General features: G+C 41.6%; 11 protein-coding genes and 4 pseudogenes. 14 read left to right on the top strand and 1 reads right to left on the bottom strand.

Annotated elements, in window-relative coordinates:
• Positions 1 to 17 precede the first annotated feature (17 nt).
• From JCM15907_RS01445 to JCM15907_RS01490, 10 genes and pseudogenes are all read left to right on the top strand, one after another.
• Entirely contained in the window at positions 18 to 695 is a 678-nt protein-coding gene (locus JCM15907_RS01445; RefSeq protein ID WP_036883581.1) for a porin family protein, read from the top strand.
• A gap of 58 nt (positions 696 to 753) precedes the next feature.
• Positions 754 to 2,565, top strand: a complete 1,812-nt coding sequence (locus JCM15907_RS01450; RefSeq protein ID WP_025842428.1) for an AMP-dependent synthetase/ligase — start codon at positions 754 to 756, stop codon at positions 2,563 to 2,565.
• 60 nt (positions 2,566 to 2,625) lie between these two features.
• Positions 2,626 to 3,742 (top strand): peptide chain release factor 2 gene (prfB, locus tag JCM15907_RS01455; RefSeq protein ID WP_148297414.1). Its coding sequence is split into 2 segments (ribosomal slippage): positions 2,626 to 2,688 and positions 2,690 to 3,742, totalling 1,116 coding nucleotides; the frame shifts between segments, so codons are not numbered across the junction.
• 15 nt (positions 3,743 to 3,757) lie between these two features.
• The gene (locus JCM15907_RS01460; RefSeq protein ID WP_025842430.1) at positions 3,758 to 5,596 is read left to right on the top strand and encodes a DNA topoisomerase 3; all 1,839 of its coding nucleotides are present in this window, start codon (positions 3,758 to 3,760) and stop codon (positions 5,594 to 5,596) included.
• A gap of 476 nt (positions 5,597 to 6,072) precedes the next feature.
• Positions 6,073 to 7,001 (top strand): annotated as a pseudogene (locus tag JCM15907_RS01465) (magnesium transporter CorA family protein).
• 27 nt (positions 7,002 to 7,028) lie between these two features.
• Positions 7,029 to 8,644: pseudogene (locus tag JCM15907_RS10075) on the top strand (ABC-F family ATP-binding cassette domain-containing protein).
• A 95-nt stretch (positions 8,645 to 8,739) separates the two neighbouring features.
• Positions 8,740 to 10,715 (top strand): annotated as a pseudogene (dpp5, locus tag JCM15907_RS10080) (dipeptidyl-peptidase Dpp5).
• A 76-nt stretch (positions 10,716 to 10,791) separates the two neighbouring features.
• On the top strand, positions 10,792 to 11,409 hold the full coding sequence (locus tag JCM15907_RS01480; RefSeq protein ID WP_025842432.1) for an HAD family hydrolase: 618 nt from the start codon (positions 10,792 to 10,794) through the stop codon (positions 11,407 to 11,409).
• Positions 11,410 to 11,622: 213 nt separating this feature from the next.
• Entirely contained in the window at positions 11,623 to 11,865 is a 243-nt protein-coding gene (locus JCM15907_RS01485; RefSeq protein ID WP_148297415.1) for a hypothetical protein, read from the top strand.
• A 434-nt stretch (positions 11,866 to 12,299) separates the two neighbouring features.
• Positions 12,300 to 12,734, top strand: a complete 435-nt coding sequence (locus JCM15907_RS01490) for a hypothetical protein (protein WP_025842434.1) — start codon at positions 12,300 to 12,302, stop codon at positions 12,732 to 12,734.
• 170 nt (positions 12,735 to 12,904) lie between these two features.
• Here JCM15907_RS01490 and JCM15907_RS01495 read toward each other — a convergent pair whose 3' ends face one another.
• The gene (locus tag JCM15907_RS01495) at positions 12,905 to 13,618 is read right to left on the bottom strand and encodes a 6-phosphogluconolactonase (protein WP_025842435.1); all 714 of its coding nucleotides are present in this window, start codon (positions 13,616 to 13,618) and stop codon (positions 12,905 to 12,907) included.
• Positions 13,619 to 14,171: 553 nt separating this feature from the next.
• Here JCM15907_RS01495 and JCM15907_RS01500 point away from each other — a divergent pair.
• The 4 genes and pseudogenes from JCM15907_RS01500 (at position 14,172) to JCM15907_RS01515 (ending at position 17,595) form a co-directional block, all read left to right on the top strand.
• A complete protein-coding gene (locus JCM15907_RS01500) occupies positions 14,172 to 15,386 on the top strand; it encodes an aminotransferase class V-fold PLP-dependent enzyme (protein ID WP_025842436.1) in 1,215 nt (404 codons plus the stop codon).
• An 11-nt stretch (positions 15,387 to 15,397) separates the two neighbouring features.
• Positions 15,398 to 15,991: a ribonuclease HII gene (gene rnhB, locus JCM15907_RS01505; protein WP_051522319.1), complete on the top strand. Its 594-nt coding sequence runs from the start codon at positions 15,398 to 15,400 to the stop codon at positions 15,989 to 15,991.
• A 37-nt stretch (positions 15,992 to 16,028) separates the two neighbouring features.
• A pseudogene (ribD, locus tag JCM15907_RS10085) lies at positions 16,029 to 17,008 on the top strand (bifunctional diaminohydroxyphosphoribosylaminopyrimidine deaminase/5-amino-6-(5-phosphoribosylamino)uracil reductase RibD).
• Positions 17,009 to 17,139: 131 nt separating this feature from the next.
• On the top strand, positions 17,140 to 17,595 hold the full coding sequence (locus tag JCM15907_RS01515; protein ID WP_025842438.1) for a peroxiredoxin: 456 nt from the start codon (positions 17,140 to 17,142) through the stop codon (positions 17,593 to 17,595).
• Positions 17,596 to 17,597: the final 2 nt, after the last annotated feature.

The raw sequence follows: 17,597 nt of genomic DNA on the forward strand, positions 1-17,597 counted from the left end.
ATAAAACTCTATACACTATGCTGTACAAGAAAGTCATCCTGTGTTTACTTCTATGTTTGCCCTCTCTTCTTTGGGGGCAACGTAGTGAGCGTACCCCCACATTGACACATCCAACGCTTTATGTAGGAGCTTCCGCTGGAGCTTCCGCCTCTCAACTTCTCTTTATGCCGTCAGTATCACAAACGTTGCTACAAGGTATTCGTGTGGGTTTTATGGCTACTCTTGCCAATAGTGAGTACACTGATTTTACTTTTGAGGTAGCGTACAATCAAAGAGGCTGGCAAGAGTCAAGGGCGCAGGGAACGGATAAAGAACGTTTCTATCTAAGAAAGATGAACTTTATAGATTTTCCCATTCTGTGCCACTTGTATTATCCTATAAGGAGAGCAAAAGTGGGGATAAAGATGGGACCTCAGATAGGTCTTTTTTTAGGAGAAACTATAACCTCAAAAGGCACTTCTTTTACTCCTCAAGAGCGTGTTAGGCAATCATTAAAGGTAGTCAATACATTTGCTTGGGGGTTGATGGGAGGACCCTCCATTAGCTATAGTTGGGGAAGGCATCGTATAGAAATGGATATTCTCGTTTATTACGGGTTTAACGATATATTCTCTACTACAATACGAGACCCTTATAGTAAGTCCAGCGAGTTATTTGGAATGCTCAAATTGAATTACCTCTTCCGTCTTCTTTAAGACAAACTCTACATACTTGCAATGTTCAACATTAAAAGTGTCTACAACAACTATCATTATGCAAATTCGTCACACATCCGATATCATAAATCTACTGCAAACAAAGTATCAGAATAATAAGATTATCAAACAGCTCAACCCTGAAACAAGGCAATGGGAAAATCTTACAGGTGAAGCCGTAGCAGCCAACTGTATTGCAGCAGCTAAAGGTTTGGCACAGTTGGGTATTGCTCCAGGAGAGCGCATTGGGGTTTATTCTCCTAACAAAAGCGAATTTTTATATATCGAGATGGGTATGTTTGCTATGAGGGCTGTATCTGTGCCCTTGTATGCGACCTCTTCGCCAGACCAAGTATTCCAAATAGCAAAGAATGCTTCTGTTTCGATAATATTTGTGGGAGAGCAGTATCAATATAACAATGCTTTTCAGGTGCAAAAAGAGTTGGGGCAGATAAAGCAGATTATCATTTTCGATAGAGCAGTAGTACGTCAGTTTGATGATCACACCTCTATATATTATGATGAATTTGTACGGATGGGAGACTCTATGTCTTGCGAAACCACTGTAAAGGTACGTATGGGTGAGACTCAACCAGAAGATTTGGCTACTCTTATATATACGAGTGGTACTACAGGGCAACCTAAAGGGGTACAAGTATTACATAAAGCTATCGCGATACAAATAGATAAGCATAGCAAGGTCTATGCCTCCATTGGTACGAGCGATACATCGGTTAATTTCTTGCCCCTGAGCCATATTTTTGAAAAGGTGTGGTCTTACTTCTGTTTGTCTCGAGGAGTACGCATTGCTATAGTAACCAATCCGAAGAGGATTCAAGAGCTAATGCCCCAGATAAAACCTACCTTGATGTGCAATGTGCCACGCTATTGGGAGAAGGTATATCAGGGGGTAGAGATGCACATTAGCCAATCTCCTAAATTTTTGGCTAAAATCTATCGCCATGCTATTAAGGTGGGGCATCGCTACCGTTTGGACTATTGGAATAAGTTCAAGAAGCCTCCACTATTTCTTTCTTTGGGTTATTGGTTTTATTCCAATACAATCTTCTTTATGTTGCGTAGGGCTATCGGTTTGCAGTATGGGCGTTTCTTTCCTACGGCAGGCTCTCTTTTAAGTGATGAAATCAATGTATTTTTGCAGTCTGTTGGTATCCCTATTATTGTAGGGTATGGACTCTCGGAGAGTTGTGCTACGGTATCAGCCTATATGGAAAGAGGTTTTACCATATCTTCCATAGGGGAGGTATTTCCCGGGGTAGAGGTACGCATAGATCCAGAGACTAATGAAATCCAGCTCAGAGGTGAGACTATTACCCTTGGGTATTACCAAAACGAAGAGGCTAATAGAGAGGCTTTTACAGCAGACGGATGGTTTAGAACGGGAGATGCGGGTAGATTGGAGGGTAATACACTTTATTTTAAAGAGAGGATAAAGGATTTATTCAAAACTGCCAATGGAAAATACATTGCTCCTCAGCAGATAGAAAATCTTCTCAGCTCTAATCCTCTTTTTGAGCAAGTAGCCGTAATAGCGGACGAACGCAAGTTCGTTTCGGCTCTCATTTATCCTAACTGGGAGCTTTTAACTCATCTGTGCAGGGAGAGAGGAGTACTAAAGAGTTCTTCTTCCAAAGAGGATATGAAGAATGACTCTACTGTACAAAACATCGTAATGGCAACGATAGAGCAATTACAGTCGAGCCTTGCGACCTTTGAAAAGATAAAACGTATTACACTCATAACAGAACCCTTCTCTGCCGATAAGAAAGAGCTAACGCCTACTCTTAAGTTGAGGCGCAAAGTAATCCAAGCCAACTATGCAGAGGAGATTGAGAAAATGTATGTTTGATAGGTATTGATCGCAATATCTATTGCCCATATAATAGAGAGATAATAAACAGGAAATAAAATGATTACAACAGACCAACTTAACAACTTGTTGGAGCGCACCGAAGCGCTGAGGGGGTATCTTTGACGTCGATAACAGACGTATTCAATTAGAAGAAGAGGAGCTAAAGACTCAAGCTCCAGACTTTTGGGAGGATAATAAAAGAGCGGAAGCTCAAATGCGCAAGGTCAAAGAGATACGCCGGTGGATAGAAGCCTACGAGGCAGTCTCTTCTGCCGTGGAAGAACTCCGCCTCTCATTTGAGTTTTTCAAAGAGGGGGTTGCCGAAGAGAGCGAAGTAGAGCAGGCATACACTACTGCCCTTGCACTGATAGAAGACACGGAGCTACGCAATATGCTTAGAGCCGAAGAGGACCATTTAGGAGCTGTACTCAAAGTCAATGCTGGAGCTGGAGGTACAGAGAGCCAAGATTGGGCTTCTATGCTGGTACGCCTCTACCAACGTTGGGGAGAGAAGCATGATTATAAGGTAACAATTACCAACTGGCAAGATGGAGACGAAGCAGGTATCAAAACTGTAACTATGCAGCTAGAGGGAGACCTCGCCTACGGTTTTCTCAAGAGTGAAAATGGCGTTCACCGTTTGGTGCGTGTCTCTCCCTACAATGCTCAAGGTAAGCGTATGACCTCTTTTGCTTCTGTCTTTGTAGTACCCCTTGTAGATGACTCTATCGAAATAGAAGTGAACCCTGCTAATTTGAGCTGGGATACTTTTCGTTCGAGTGGAGCTGGAGGGCAGAATGTGAATAAGGTAGAGACAGGGGTACGACTCCATTACCTATTTAAAGATCCTGATACAGGAGAAGAGCGAGAAATTGTTATCGAGAATACTGAAAGCCGTTCACAGTTGGATAACCGAGAGAATGCCTTACGCCTATTACGCTCACAGCTCTATGATATAGAGTTAGAGAAGCGTAGAGCAGCACAAGCCAAAGTAGAGGCAGGTAAGAAAAAGATAGAGTGGGGGTCTCAAATACGCAGTTATGTATTTGATGACCGGCGTGTCAAAGACCACCGAACTAACTACCAGACTTCTAATGTAAACGCTGTTATGGATGGCGATATAGATGAGTTCATCAAGGCTTATCTGATGGAGTTTGGTGGAGAAACTGTGTGATAGCGTTAATCTTCTATGATTGTTTGTATTGCAGAAAAACCCTCTGTCGCGCGTGAGATAGCACGTGTATTAGGGGCTACTACACAGCGACAGGGGTATATAGAGGGCAATGGATATTGTGTAACATGGACTTTGGGACATCTCTGTACCCTAAAAGAGCCTGACGACTACACCCCTCTTTGGAAAAGGTGGAGCTTGGGAGAGCTTCCCCTTATTCCTCCTCGTTTTGGCATCAAACTCATAGATGATCCCGGTTATCAGCGTCAATTCGAAACTATTAAACAACTTGTAGAGAAGGCTTCTATGGTTATCAATTGTGGTGATGCTGGGCAGGAGGGAGAACTTATACAGCAGTGGGTTCTCTCCAAGGCTTTATGCAAGTGTCCCATAAAGCGATTGTGGGTCTCTTCTCTAACAGATGAAGCTCTGAAAGAGGGATTTGAATCTCTCAAAAGTAATGATGATATGCGTCCGCTTTATGAAGCAGGATTGGCTCGAGCTATTGGAGATTGGCTCTTAGGAATCAATGGTACACGGCTCTATACCTTACGTTATGGGCAGCGTGGACAGGTACTTTCTATTGGACGAGTACAGACTCCCACGTTGGCTCTTTTGGTCGAACGGCAAGAGCAGATAGAGAATTTTGAGTCGACTACCAGCTTTGAAATACAAGCCCTCTATCGAGGGCTTACTTTTCGACAAGTAGATGATAGTTTTCCTGACCGAGAGAAAGCTGAGCGAGTCCTTGCCCAGATCCAAAGTGTTCCATTGACAATTATCGATATTAGCAAAGTAGCAGGTAAGGAATTACCCCCTCGACTCTTTGACTTGACCAGTTTACAGGTAGAGGCCAATAAGAGATTTGGTATGACAGCAGAGGCTACTTTGCAAGTTATACAGTCTCTGTATGAAAAGAAAGTAACCTCCTATCCACGTGTAGATACGACTTATCTACCCGATGATATTTACCCTAAGGTGCCCAAAATCTTGTCCAATTTGAAAGACTATGCTCATTTGACAGCTCCTCTTTTAGTGGGGACACCATTGAAAAAAAGTAAGAAGGTCTTTGATAATAAGAAGATAACAGACCACCATGCTATAATCCCCACGGGAGCCCCTTGCCCACAGCTCACCGAGTCAGAGAAGAGGATTTTTGATCTCATCGTGCGTCGTTTTATTGCAGCCTTCTATCCTGATGCCAAGACTTCTACTACTACGGTGCTTGCACAGATAAAGGATATGGAGTTTAAGACCTCTGAAAAGAGTCTCGTCGAGGCTGGTTGGCGTATTGTTGTGCATCCGCCTAAAGAGGAAGCTTCTGAGAGCGAGACTAAAAAAAACGAATTTGGAGAGCCCTCTCCCTCCGAAGAGGAGAAAAAAGCTATTCTACTCAGCTTGAAAAAAGGCGAACAGGGCTCTCATGAACCTTCTATACGAGAGAAAACGACAGAACCTCCCAAGTATTTTACCGAGGCTACTCTTCTTCGAGCTATGGAAACGGCGGGTAAGTTTGTCGAAGATGAAAATTTACGTGAAGCTTTAAAGCAGAATGGTATAGGACGCCCCTCAACGAGGGCTGCCATTATAGAAACTCTTTTCAAGCGCAACTATATTCGCCGAGAGAAAAATTCACTTAGAGCTACAGAGACGGGAGTACAGCTCATACGAACCATAGAAAATCCTTTGCTAAAGAGTGCTGAATTGACAGGTATTTGGGAGAACAAATTGAGGCAAATAGAGCGAAAAGAATACGAAGCAGCTACTTTTTTGGAGGAATTGAAAGAGCAGGTCAAGGAGTTGGTCGTTTCGGTACGTTCTTATCGTCCTGCCTCCTCTCCTCCTGCTCATAATTAGTTATCCCTTGAAGACAACTATTATTATAGAGTACGCCTCTTGCTTTTTTACATCGGTTCAAAAGGAGGCTCGCACAAGAGAGAGACGAGGTAACCTAAGCTCTACACACTGGAAATAGGTGTTGCAGTAATGTAAAGAGTATTCAACTTGTCAAATGTCTACAAAATATGCCTCTAGTCCTCTCGGAAACGATTTTATATAGGACTGAGGTGTTAGAGTCGCTACAAAAAGTGCTATCTTTGCGAGAGTTTCAATCAAATTATTCGAATTAACAAGAACAATGGTGGATGATTCTTTACCTCCGAGTAGGTACCAGAGTGTGTTGATGAGAGAGCGCAAGACTTTTTCTCTCGGCGTCAATACTTGGGGGTGTGGTTTCCCTTTGTATTGTAGTGCGTAGAGGCTCTTATTGCCTTGTGGCTTCTCTCCCTTTATGAACTAAAGAGACAGCCCTGTCTGTCGGAAAGAAGCAAGTTATGCGCAGATTTATTTATCCCGAAAAGGTTTTATAGAGAGTGATAGAGTGGAGGCTGGGTGTTGGATAAAGGTAGTTTGTCCCACCACGGAAGACTTGGACTTCCTTGTAGACGATATTGCCATTCCTGACTCCTTTTTGGCCGATATTGCCGATACGGACGAACGCCCTCGTATTGAGGAGGAAGATGGATGGGAATTGACCATTATACGTATCCCCGTAGCTGTTTCGGATTCTCCTACGCCTTACACGACCATTCCCGTAGGGGTGATTTATTCTCCAGAGCGTCATATAACCGTAACGGTTTGTTACAGAAGAACGCAGTTGATGCCTGACTTCATAGATCATTGTAAAAGAAAGAAGGTGTCTGTAACCAATGAGGTAGACTTTATCTTTCGTTTGGTACATAGTTCGGCTGTGTGGTTTCTTAAATACCTCAAACAGATTAGCTCTTTGATAATGGAAGCAGAGGAGGCTCTTGAGAGTAGCATCCGTAACGAAGACCTTTTGCAGCTCATGAAATTGCAGAAGTGTTTTGTTTATTTTAGTACCTCTATTCGAGGCAACGAGGCGGTTATCAATAAATTGCAAGCTATCCGACGCTCTATACCCTATGATGAAGACCTTGCTGAAGACGTAAGAATTGAGTTAAGTCAGGCTTACAATACGGTAACAATTCACAGTGAAATCCTTACAGGTACAATGGATGCTTTTGCGAGCGTTATTTCTAACAATGTGAACACCATTATGAAACGTATGACGAGTATATCCATTATTTTGATGTTGCCCACATTAATAGCAAGTATGTATGGAATGAATGTACCCAATGGTTGGGAGACAAAGGCTTGGGCGTTTTGGCTCATCTTTGTGGTTGCCATAGGTCTCTCGGCAGGCGCCTTTGTTTTGTTGAAACGGATTAAATGGTTTTAGAGAGATACTTTATTTGAAAATAGATATATGATAGCAATCAATGACCTTTGCATTCAGTTTGGCAAGCGGGTACTTTTTCAGGATGTAAACCTCAAGTTTACTCCAGGCAACTGTTATGGTATTATTGGAGCTAATGGAGCGGGTAAGTCTACTCTGCTGCGTGCCATTAGTGGCGAGATAGACCCTACAAGAGGAACAATCTCTTTAGGACCCGGAGAACGCCTTTCGGTACTTAGTCAGGATCACTTTGCTTTTGATGAGTTCACGGTGCTCAATACTGTGCTTATGGGGCATACTACTCTTTGGAGTATAATGGAAGAGAAAAATGCCATTTATGCCAAAGAGGATTTTTCTGATGAAGATGGTAATCGTGTGGCAGAATTGGAAGAGCAGTTTGCCAACTTGGATGGCTGGAATGCAGAGAGCGATGCTGCAACACTCCTCAGTGGATTAGGTATTAAAGAAGACCTCCACTATCAGCTTATGAAGGATATTAGCGGTAAACAAAAGGTGCGTGTGCTTTTAGCAAGGGCTCTCTTTGGTAAGCCCGATAACCTCCTGCTCGATGAACCTACCAACGACCTTGACTTGGACACTGTTTCTTGGCTCGAAGATTATTTGGCAGAAACCGAAAGTACCGTTTTGGTGGTAAGTCACGACCGACACTTTCTTGATGCTGTTTCTACCCATACTATAGATATTGACTTTGGTAAAGTACGTCAGTTTGCAGGTAACTATTCTTTCTGGTACGAATCAAGTCAATTGGCTCTTCGTCAGCAACAACAGCAGAACAAGAAGAATGAAGAGAAACGTAAAGAGTTGGAAGAGTTCATCCGTCGTTTTAGTGCCAACGTGGCTAAGAGTAAGCAGACCACCAGTCGCAAGAAGATGCTTGAAAAACTCAATATTGATGAAATCGTAGCTTCGTCTCGTCGTTATCCTGGCATTATCTTCCAACCGAACGTGAGCCTGGAAATCGCATTCTCGAAGTAAAAGGACTTACAGCTTCAGTTGAGGGGCAAGTACTTTTCCAAGATTTGAACTTCAATGTAGAGCAGGGAGATAAGATTGTCTTCATCAGTCGCGACCCAAGAGCCATGACGGCCCTATTCGAAATTATAAACGAAAAGCGTAAAGCAGATGCTGGTACTTTTGAGTGGGGACAGACTATCACCAAAGCTTATCTTCCATTGGACAATACAGAGTATTTCAATACAGATATGACTCTAATAGAGTGGTTAAGTCAGTTTGCCCAAGACACCAATGATGTCTATATCAAAGGATTTTTGGGGCGTATGCTCTTTAGTGGAGAGGAGGTAAATAAAAGTGCCTCTGTACTCTCGGGAGGAGAGAAGATGCGCTGTATGATATCTAAGATGATGCTACCTCCTGGCGCCAATCTTTTGGTTTTGGACACTCCTACTAACCACCTTGATTTGGAGTCTATTCAGGCATTCAACAATACGCTCATAGGTTTTAAGGGCAATGTGTTGTTCAGTAGCCATGACCATGAGTTTATCCGTACGGTAGCCAATCGAGTTATTGAGTTGGGGCCTAAGGGAGTTGTTGACAAGATTATAAATTACGATGACTATATCAGCGATGCTTCGCTCATTGACCGTCGCAATGCTATTTATGAATAAAGTGTATGAAGAAGACTTTTTTATCTCTATTATTGGCAGTTCCCTATCTTTTGGGGATGCCTCATTTAGCAACTGCACAGAAGAATAGTTCGGCTATGTTACAGCAAGAAAAACAACAACTGACACCAGAGCTACTTCTTACTATGGCTCGGGTAGGGGATTTCTCTCTCTCTCCTGATGGCAAACGGGTCGTGTATGCTGTTAGTTTTCCTGATATAAAAGAAAACAAGGCTAAAAGTAAAATTTTTACTGTTGGTAGTGATGGTAAAGATCGTAGGGAGATTGGAGAGGGATATGCTCCTAAGTGGCTCGAAAAAAGTGGGCGCATTGCTTTATGAGTGCCAAAGAGGGCGAGATGCAGCTCTATACGATGACTTCAGAAGGAAAAGATGTAAAGACCATAACTTCTATCCCAGGTGGAATTACAGGATATCTTTACTCGCCCGATGAACAGCAACTGCTCTACACAGCAGATATTGCTATTCAATCAGAGAGAGCTAAACGTCATCCTGATTTAGATAAGGCTACAGGGGTAATTATAACTGATTTAATGTATAAGCACTGGGATGAGTGGGTAACTACTATGCCACATCCTTTTATTGCTTCAATAGAAAGTACTCCTATTACTCAGGGGAAAGATTTACTTGAAGGGGAACCCTTTGAAGCCCCTATGAAGCCTCACAGCGATGTCTCTGATATTGCTTTTACGCCCGATGGTAAGGGTATCGCCTATGCTTGTCGTAAAAAAACAGGTTTGGAGTATAGTATTTCTACTAACTCCGATATCTACTACTACGATATTGCCTCTGGGGCTACTCGTAACTTGACAGAGGGCATGATGGGGTATGATACGCATCCTACTTTTTCTCCCGATGGAAATTACGTAGCTTGGGTAAGTATGGAGCGTGATGGATATGAGTCCGACCTGAAGCGTCTTTTTGTTATGGAAATGAAAACAGGCAAGAAGATCTATTTGACAGATGGATTTGAGTGCGATGTTGAGACTCCTACTTGGGCATCAGATAGCCGTTCTCTTTACTTCGTTTCTTGCGTAAAAGCAGAGACTCATCTGTTTGAGATTCCTCTCAAAAGCAAGAAGATTCGTCGCATAACCGAAGGGCAGGTAGACTACAAGGCTTTTGATATAAAGAAGGGTACGCTTGTTGCTGCCCGTCAGTCGATGCTTGTACCTACGGATTTGTATAATGTAGACCTTAAAAAAGGAAAAGTAGTAGCCATTACATCGGAAAATAAGTCTCTCTTGGATAAGTTAGGGGATATTCGTTGTGAGAAGCGTTGGATGACAACTACTTCTAATGAACAGATGTTGGTTTGGGTTCTTTATCCTGCTAATTTTGACCCTGCTAAGCAGTATCCTTCTATTCTTTATTGTCAGGGAGGTCCTCAAAGTACCATTAGTCAATTTTGGTCATATCGATGGAATCCTCGTATTATGGCAGAGCATGGTTATGTTGTAATACTGCCCAACCGACATGGTGTGCCTAGCTTTGGTAAGGCATGGAACGAGCAAATAAGCAAAGATTATGGTGGTCAAAATATGAGAGACTATTTGACTGCTGCAGATGAGATGAAGAAAGAGCCTTTTATAGATCCAGATGGTATGGGATGCGTGGGGGCAAGTTATGGTGGTTTTTCTGTGTATTGGTTAGCTGGTCACCATGAAAAGCGATTCAACTGTTTCATAGCTCACGCAGGTATATTTAACATGGAATCTCAGTATTTCGAAACTGAAGAAAAATGGTTTGCCAATTGGGATATGGGAGGAGCACCATGGGAAAAAGACAATGTCATAGCACAACGTACATTCGCTAACTCTCCTCATAAGTTTGTTGATAAGTGGGATACTCCTATTTTGGTTATCCATGGGGAGTACGACTTTAGAATTCTTGCTTCACAAGGTATGATGGCATTCGATGCTGCTCGTATGAGAGGTGTTCCAACAGAGATGTTGCTCTATCCTGATGAGACACATTGGGTGGTAAAGCCACAAAATGCTGTTCTTTGGCAGAGAACTTTCTTTTCTTGGTTAGACCGATGGTTGAAGAAATAAAACTTATGCTAGTGTGTTAGGGGATTTCTCTGACACACTATTTTTTGTTCAATTTTTTAGATCATTATTATTGGGAATGATAAAGGATATAGTATTTGATTTTGGAGGTGTTCTCGTAGATCTTGCCCCCGACGAGGCTATTCGTCGGTTGATTTCCTTAGGAATAAGGGATGCTAATACATTGTTGGATCCCTATTTACAACGTGGAGTCTTTAAATTGCTGGAAGATGGTACGCTAACAACAGAGGAGTTTGAACAAGAGCTTCGAGATACCTATAAAAAGGAGTTTACACACGAACAACTTCTGTGGGCTATAGGAGGCTTTATAAAAGGAATTCCCTTGTATAAGTTTGAGACTCTTCGAAAACTCCAAAAAGAGTTTCGGGTAAGTGTGCTTAGTAATACGAATCCTTATATTTTGGAGATGGTAGATACTCCTTCTTTTCTGAATAATACTCCTCTCTCTCAATGGGTTGATAAAATCTATGCCTCATGTCAGATGCGCTTGCTTAAGCCAGACCCAGAGATTTATAGAGAGATGTTAAAGCAAGGCGATATGGAGCCGAGTACAACTCTTTTTTTAGATGATGGATGGGCGAATGTTGAGGCTGCAAAAAGTGTAGGAATACGAGCCTTACATGTGCTGAATGGGGAAGATTGGAGAGAGAAGGTAAATAAAATTATTTTGGGTTAGCTCTCTTGTTTTTTTGTAAGTTGTTGAATTTTATGTTGTTGTGATGTTTTTGATGTTACTTGGAAAAGAAAGAGAAGAGAGATGTATTTTCAGATATAGAATTTTATACTAACTTTGTCAGCGTTTTTGAAAGAGAGGACTTTCTCTTTTGTCCTTAGCATTAGCTGGTATAGATAGTAAGAACAAGATATTAACTATAAAAGTATTTTTATTATGATGAAAAAGTTTTTTGGAATCGCCGTTCTTTCAGTGGCGCTTTTCTCTTGTAATGCAGAGAAGTCTAACGAAACAACAACAGAAGAGGCTGCAGTAGAGGCTACAGTTGCTGCTGAAGAAGCTACAGTTGCTGCTGAAGAGGCTGCCGTTGCCGCTGAAGAAGCTGCTACTTCTGCTGAAGAGGCTGCTGTTGCTACTGAAGAAGCTACAGTTGCTGCTGAAGAAGCTCCTGCAAACTAATAAGGTTTTTCCTTAGCAGGTAATACACTACAAATCACAAGGAAGGGAAAATGTCGTAAGACAATTTTCCCTTCTTTCGTTTTTGGAAGAGAAAACTTTTGAAGAATGATTGAACAAGTTGAACTATGAATCAAAAGAAATACTTGGGAGGACTGCAAAAATTGTTGTAACGAATATCTTACGAGACTTTGAAGCATGTTTGTAATCGCAACGCTTCCACAAGTTGAAAGTGGAATAGTGTTGTAGTGTTTGATGGATGCTTCTTTTGATTCTTATTTTCTCCAGAAGAGTTTTTTACTTGGTTATTCTTTGTAGGATTCTGCTAAAAATACTTTGTCGCGTATTTATCATAAAATAATTATCTTTGAGCAAGTATTGAATAGAGTTTAGTTCAATTAGTTGTATTAACAGATTAAAAAAAAGATTAGATTGTTATGAAAAAGTATTTTGGAATATTGTTGTTGAGCTCTTTCTTCGTAGCTTGTACTTCTTCTTCTAATGAAGGAACAACAGAAGGTACTGAAAATCTTCCAGTAGTGGAAATGCAGGCCGAGAATGTAGCTCCTGCTACTCCAGCCTTGGGTGAGTGGAAAGGTTTAGTACCTTTGGCTAGTTCCGATGAAAAGGGACAAACAGAATCTGAATTTTCTCTCATCTTGAAAGAAAACAATCAATGTGATTTGATTGGTTTGGGCGAAGATCGTAAGGATGTGCCTTATACCTTTGAAAATGGAAAGCTTATGGTGGGCGAATCTGTTTTTGAATATGCTGATGGCAAGCTATATTTGCTCAATGCAGAGGGTAAGCGTTATGAAATGGAAAATTGCTACATCTTAGAATTGGCTCCTGTAGCTAATCTTGAGAAGTAAAATACTTAGAGCTATAAATGTAAAAAGAGGTTCTTTTTCGAGAACCTCTTTTTTTGTATTAGCTTTTGTTCTAAAAAGGGTAATTCCTTTTGAGATTGTTACATGTCATCACACTTATCGTGCTATTTTTAATTTTTAAGTTCGGTTACGTAGTTATATTTGTTTCTGACTTAGTAGATTGAATAACTCTTTTCGCTCATAGATTCGGCATCTGCATAAAGGTACATCCAAGGGCATAGGGCTGATAGATAATTTGCTGGATATGCCTTAGCCTCAGGCATAAGGTTTACAATGTTGCCTATAATGAAGCGACTCTTACCTCCAAAAGCGTAGAAAGCAACTGTTTTTGATACTTCCAGCATGGAAAAAGTGGTTGTTACAACGCTGTCTTCACTATTGGGAATCGTATTGGCGATATAAAATTCTTCTGACCAAAATAGTTCTTCTTGTCCAGGATGTATACCTACGGTGTGTCCGTTTTCTCCCATTTCGATAAGAGCAAAATCGAACCGAGGTTTTCCGTCTACTTTTGGCAAAAGCACTAATTCTTCATTCAAATAACGTCTTACTTCCTTTTCGGAATCGGTATTAGGCATTATTCGATGAATGTTTTTTTCAGGGATATTGATTTTATTGAAGAGGTGTCCTTGTGCCAATGTGTAATTGAACCCAGCCTTTCCTCCCTGTACAAATTCATAGGTAAAGTAGATGTGTACTTTTTCCCATTCTATTGGGGCAATAGTTAGAGCTTTGTAGATAGGCACTGCATCTATACCTCCAGAGAGAGCCAAATGGTATACTTCTGATTTTTGTACTTCTTGTGTAATTCTTTCTGCCAGTTTTAGGGCTGTTTCTTCGGTTGTACTATAGCTTATATTGTTCATGTTGATTTTTATTTAGTTCTAACATTCTTATGAGAGAACAGCTACTGATGGGGGTTTTGTTCGTTTGTAGAGAGTTTTTCTAACTCTCTTGTAACGCCTTGTTCAAAAAAATATCTGTCGCATTGTCTAGTATAATCTCGTTAAATAATTTGCATGGTAGGTTTTGAAAGTTTGCACAGATGTCTTTTATGATTTACACAGATGGTTTTGTGGATAACCATTATAGCTTTTGAAATTCTATCCTTATCTCCAGTCTCGATGTCTTGCTATTACTTCTTCCGAAGTTTTGGAAAAGGTCCGTTGAAAATAAACTTTTGGAAGGATATGACAAAGTGTGTAAACTGTAAGACCCTAAGATTGAGTATGAAAAGAGCTTTTCGTAATGTCTGGGTAAATCTGAAGTTTGCAAGTAACTCTCTAAATTGCACATTATGACATGCTGTCTTATTGAGGATTTATGTGGAAGCCTTTAATTGCAAATGCCCTATATATTCACTAATTTTGGAATGGTTTTTGGCATATATGCCCTTTATCAATAAGATTTTAGAAGAGAATGAACTACGATATAAATGCCACAAGAGCAGACTTTCCGATACTGACTCATAAGGAGTCTAATCGTCCTTGGATTTATTTGGACAACGCTGCCACCACTCAAAAACCTCAATGTGTTATAGATCGTATCAATGAGGTTTATAAGACTTGCAATGCCAATGTACATCGAGGTGTCTACAGAATGAGCCGAGAGGCAACTGAACATCATGAGTCGGCTCGCCGTCGGATAGCCCAATTTATTGGGGCTTCCCCCGAAGAGTTAATTTTTACAAGAGGTACAACCGAGAGTATTAATTTGGTAGCAAGTACCTATGGAGCCTCTTTCGTACAAGAGGACGATGAGATTGTCATTTCTGCTATGGAGCATCACTCTAATTTAGTTCCTTGGCAACAGTTGGCACTACGCAATAAGGCTAAACTTCGGATTGTTCCACTTAAAGAGGATGGCTCTTTGGATGTAGAGGCTTATAAAACTCTTCTCAATGAGCGAACTCGCTTGGTTGCCATCGCCCATATTAGTAATGTGTTGGGTACTATAAACCCGATAAAGTTGCTTATCGAAGAGGCGCATCGAGTCGGAGCAAAGGTGCTTATTGATGGAGCCCAAGCCATAGCTCATAGTCGAGTTAATGTGCAGGAGATAGATGCCGATTTTTATGTTTTTTCGGGGCATAAAATGTATGCTCCTACGGGAATTGGTGTTCTTTATGGCAAAAAGTCTCTTTTGGATGCTATGCCTCCCTATCATTTTGGAGGAGAGATGATTGAGAAGGTTACTTTTGAGTCTACTACATTCAATACATTACCCCATAAATTCGAAGCAGGAACTCCCGATTATGTAGGCTCTGTTGCTTTAGCTACAGCAGTAGATTATATAGACAGAATTGGCGTGGAAAACATTGCCAATTACGAAAATCACTTGCTCACACATGCTGTTGAGCAACTCTCTTTCATAGAGGGTGTGCGCTTTATTGGTACAGCTAAGGAGAAAAGTGCCGTGATTTCATTCGTAGTAGAGCAGGCACACCCATACGATGTTTGCTTGCTGTTGGATGAGTTGGGATTTGCGCTACGTTCGGGGCATCATTGCGCCGAACCTCTATTAGATTTGTTAGGACTTACCTCCACTCTTCGTGCCTCGTTTGCGCTCTACAACACGATTGAAGAGATAGACCTCTTTGCCGAGGCCTTACGTAAAGTATTGCGCTTCTTTTAGAAAAACTTGTTATGGAAGTTACTACTTCTTTGGCTCTTCGTTTTGGGGCAGACTCGTTGTTAGAGTGCGGTTGTGACGAAGCAGGACGAGGTCCTCTTGCTGGAGATGTTTTTGCTGCTGCAGTGATTTTACCAGAAGATTTCTATTTGGAGGGACTCAACGATTCAAAAAAGATTTCTGAGCGTAAGCGTCTACACTTGCGCCCTTTTATTGAGCAGAAAGCTTTAGCGTGGGGTATAGGTCGTGTGTCGGTGCAGGAGATTGATGAGCTTAACATCCTTCATGCCTCTTTTTTGGCTATGCATCGTGCCATAGAGGCTATGTCTATGAGACCTGAACGATTACTTATAGATGGTAATCGCTTTGATCCTTACGAAGATATTCCGCATCATTGTATCGTAGGGGGAGATGCTAAAATGGCCTCCATTGCAGCTGCTTCTATTTTGGCAAAAACTTACAGAGATGATTATATGCTGGCAGCAGCACGCCGTTACCCTGGATATGGTTGGGAGCAAAACAAAGGTTATCCTACATCTCAGCACCGCAATGCTATAAAACAGTTGGGTTTGACGCCTTTACACCGCTTGTCTTTTACGATAAAATAATCTTGATTTCGTTATGCTAACACAGGACGAACTTTATATGCAGAGGTGCCTCGATATAGCTCGATGGGCAGAGGGAGATACCTCTCCTAATCCTATGGTAGGAGCTATTTTGGTACACAATCAGCGCATAATAGGAGAGGGATGGCATCAAAGGCTGGAGCGCCTCATGCCGAGGTGAATTGTTTTGCTTCGGTACGACAGGAGGACGAACCGCTCCTATCTCAGAGTACCCTCTACGTGAGTTTGGAGCCTTGCTCGCATTTTGGCAAAACACCTCCCTGTGTAGACCTCATTTTGGAGAAAGGGGTTCGTAGGGTAGTAGTGGCAATGAAAGACCCTTTCCCCAAGGTAGCAGGTAGGGGCATAAGGAAATTACGAGAGGCAGGGATTGAAGTGCTTTGTGGTGTTTTGGAGAGAGAGGCAGAGCATATGAATCGCTTTTTCCTTACTTCGATACGGCAGGGGCGTCCCTATGTTACGCTCAAATGGGCAGAAAGTCAGGATGGATATATAGATGCTGTGCGTACATCGCCCAAGGACTCTCCTGTTGTCTTTAGCAATGCTATCCGTCAGAGAGAGGTACATCGTCTAAGAGCCATACACGATGCTATATTGGTAGGGCGTAATACGGTCGTTTGGGATAATCCCCGTCTTACCAATCGTTTGTGGAGGGGTAAGTCTCCTATACGCATTGTTTTGGATAGACATCTCTCTCTCCTCCAAGAGGGGCGTTATCATCTTTTTGAAGATACAGGTGTACCCACTTGGGTGGTTGTTTCGCCCCAAACGGATACAACTCTACTACCTACGCATATAAAGTTGATTTATTGGGACACGGAGCGAGGCGATCTTTCAGAACTTCTGTCTGAGTTGCATACCTTGGGTATACAATCTCTCTTGGTGGAGGGTGGAGCACATACGTTGCAGGCTTTTATAGATCAAAAGATGTACAACGCTGTCGATAGAGAAGTTGCACAGATAGTCTTACACAAGGGAGTAAAAGCTCCTATTTGGTAGAGAGGTATATACTCCGAAAAGAGAACCTATAAATGAAAGAGGATTGCGAAAGTGTTTTATAGTAATACACTTAAGGCTTATCTTAATTATAGGAGGAATAAATTGTATCTTTGTTCCAAACAATATAAACAATGAATGTAGGAGATAAAGTACCAGAGATTTTGGGCTTGGATCAAGAGGGAAATTTGCTAAAGAGTAGCGACTTTTTAGGTGCCCCTTGGATTCTATATTTTTATCCCAAAGACAATACATCTGGCTGTACAGCAGAGGCTTGCTCTCTGAGAGATAATATAGAGTTGCTTGCAGAAAGAGGGTATAGGGTAGTGGGCGTGAGCAGAGATTCTGCTCGCTCTCATCAGAAATTTATTTATGAGCACCAACTTCCCTTTCCGCTGATTGCAGATGTAGAACATACATTACAAGAGCAGATGGGTGTATGGATTAAAAAATCAATGTACGGCAGAGAGTATATGGGTACCGAGCGTACTACCTTTATTATAGATAGTAAGGGTGTGATTGTTTTTATCTTCCGAGGTAAAGAGATAAAAACGAAAGAACATGCCCTACAAATACTAAAAGCATTATAAAT

It is taken from the genome of Porphyromonas gingivicanis JCM 15907 (assembly GCF_000614585.1).
Lineage (GTDB): Bacteria > Bacteroidota > Bacteroidia > Bacteroidales > Porphyromonadaceae > Porphyromonas > Porphyromonas gingivicanis.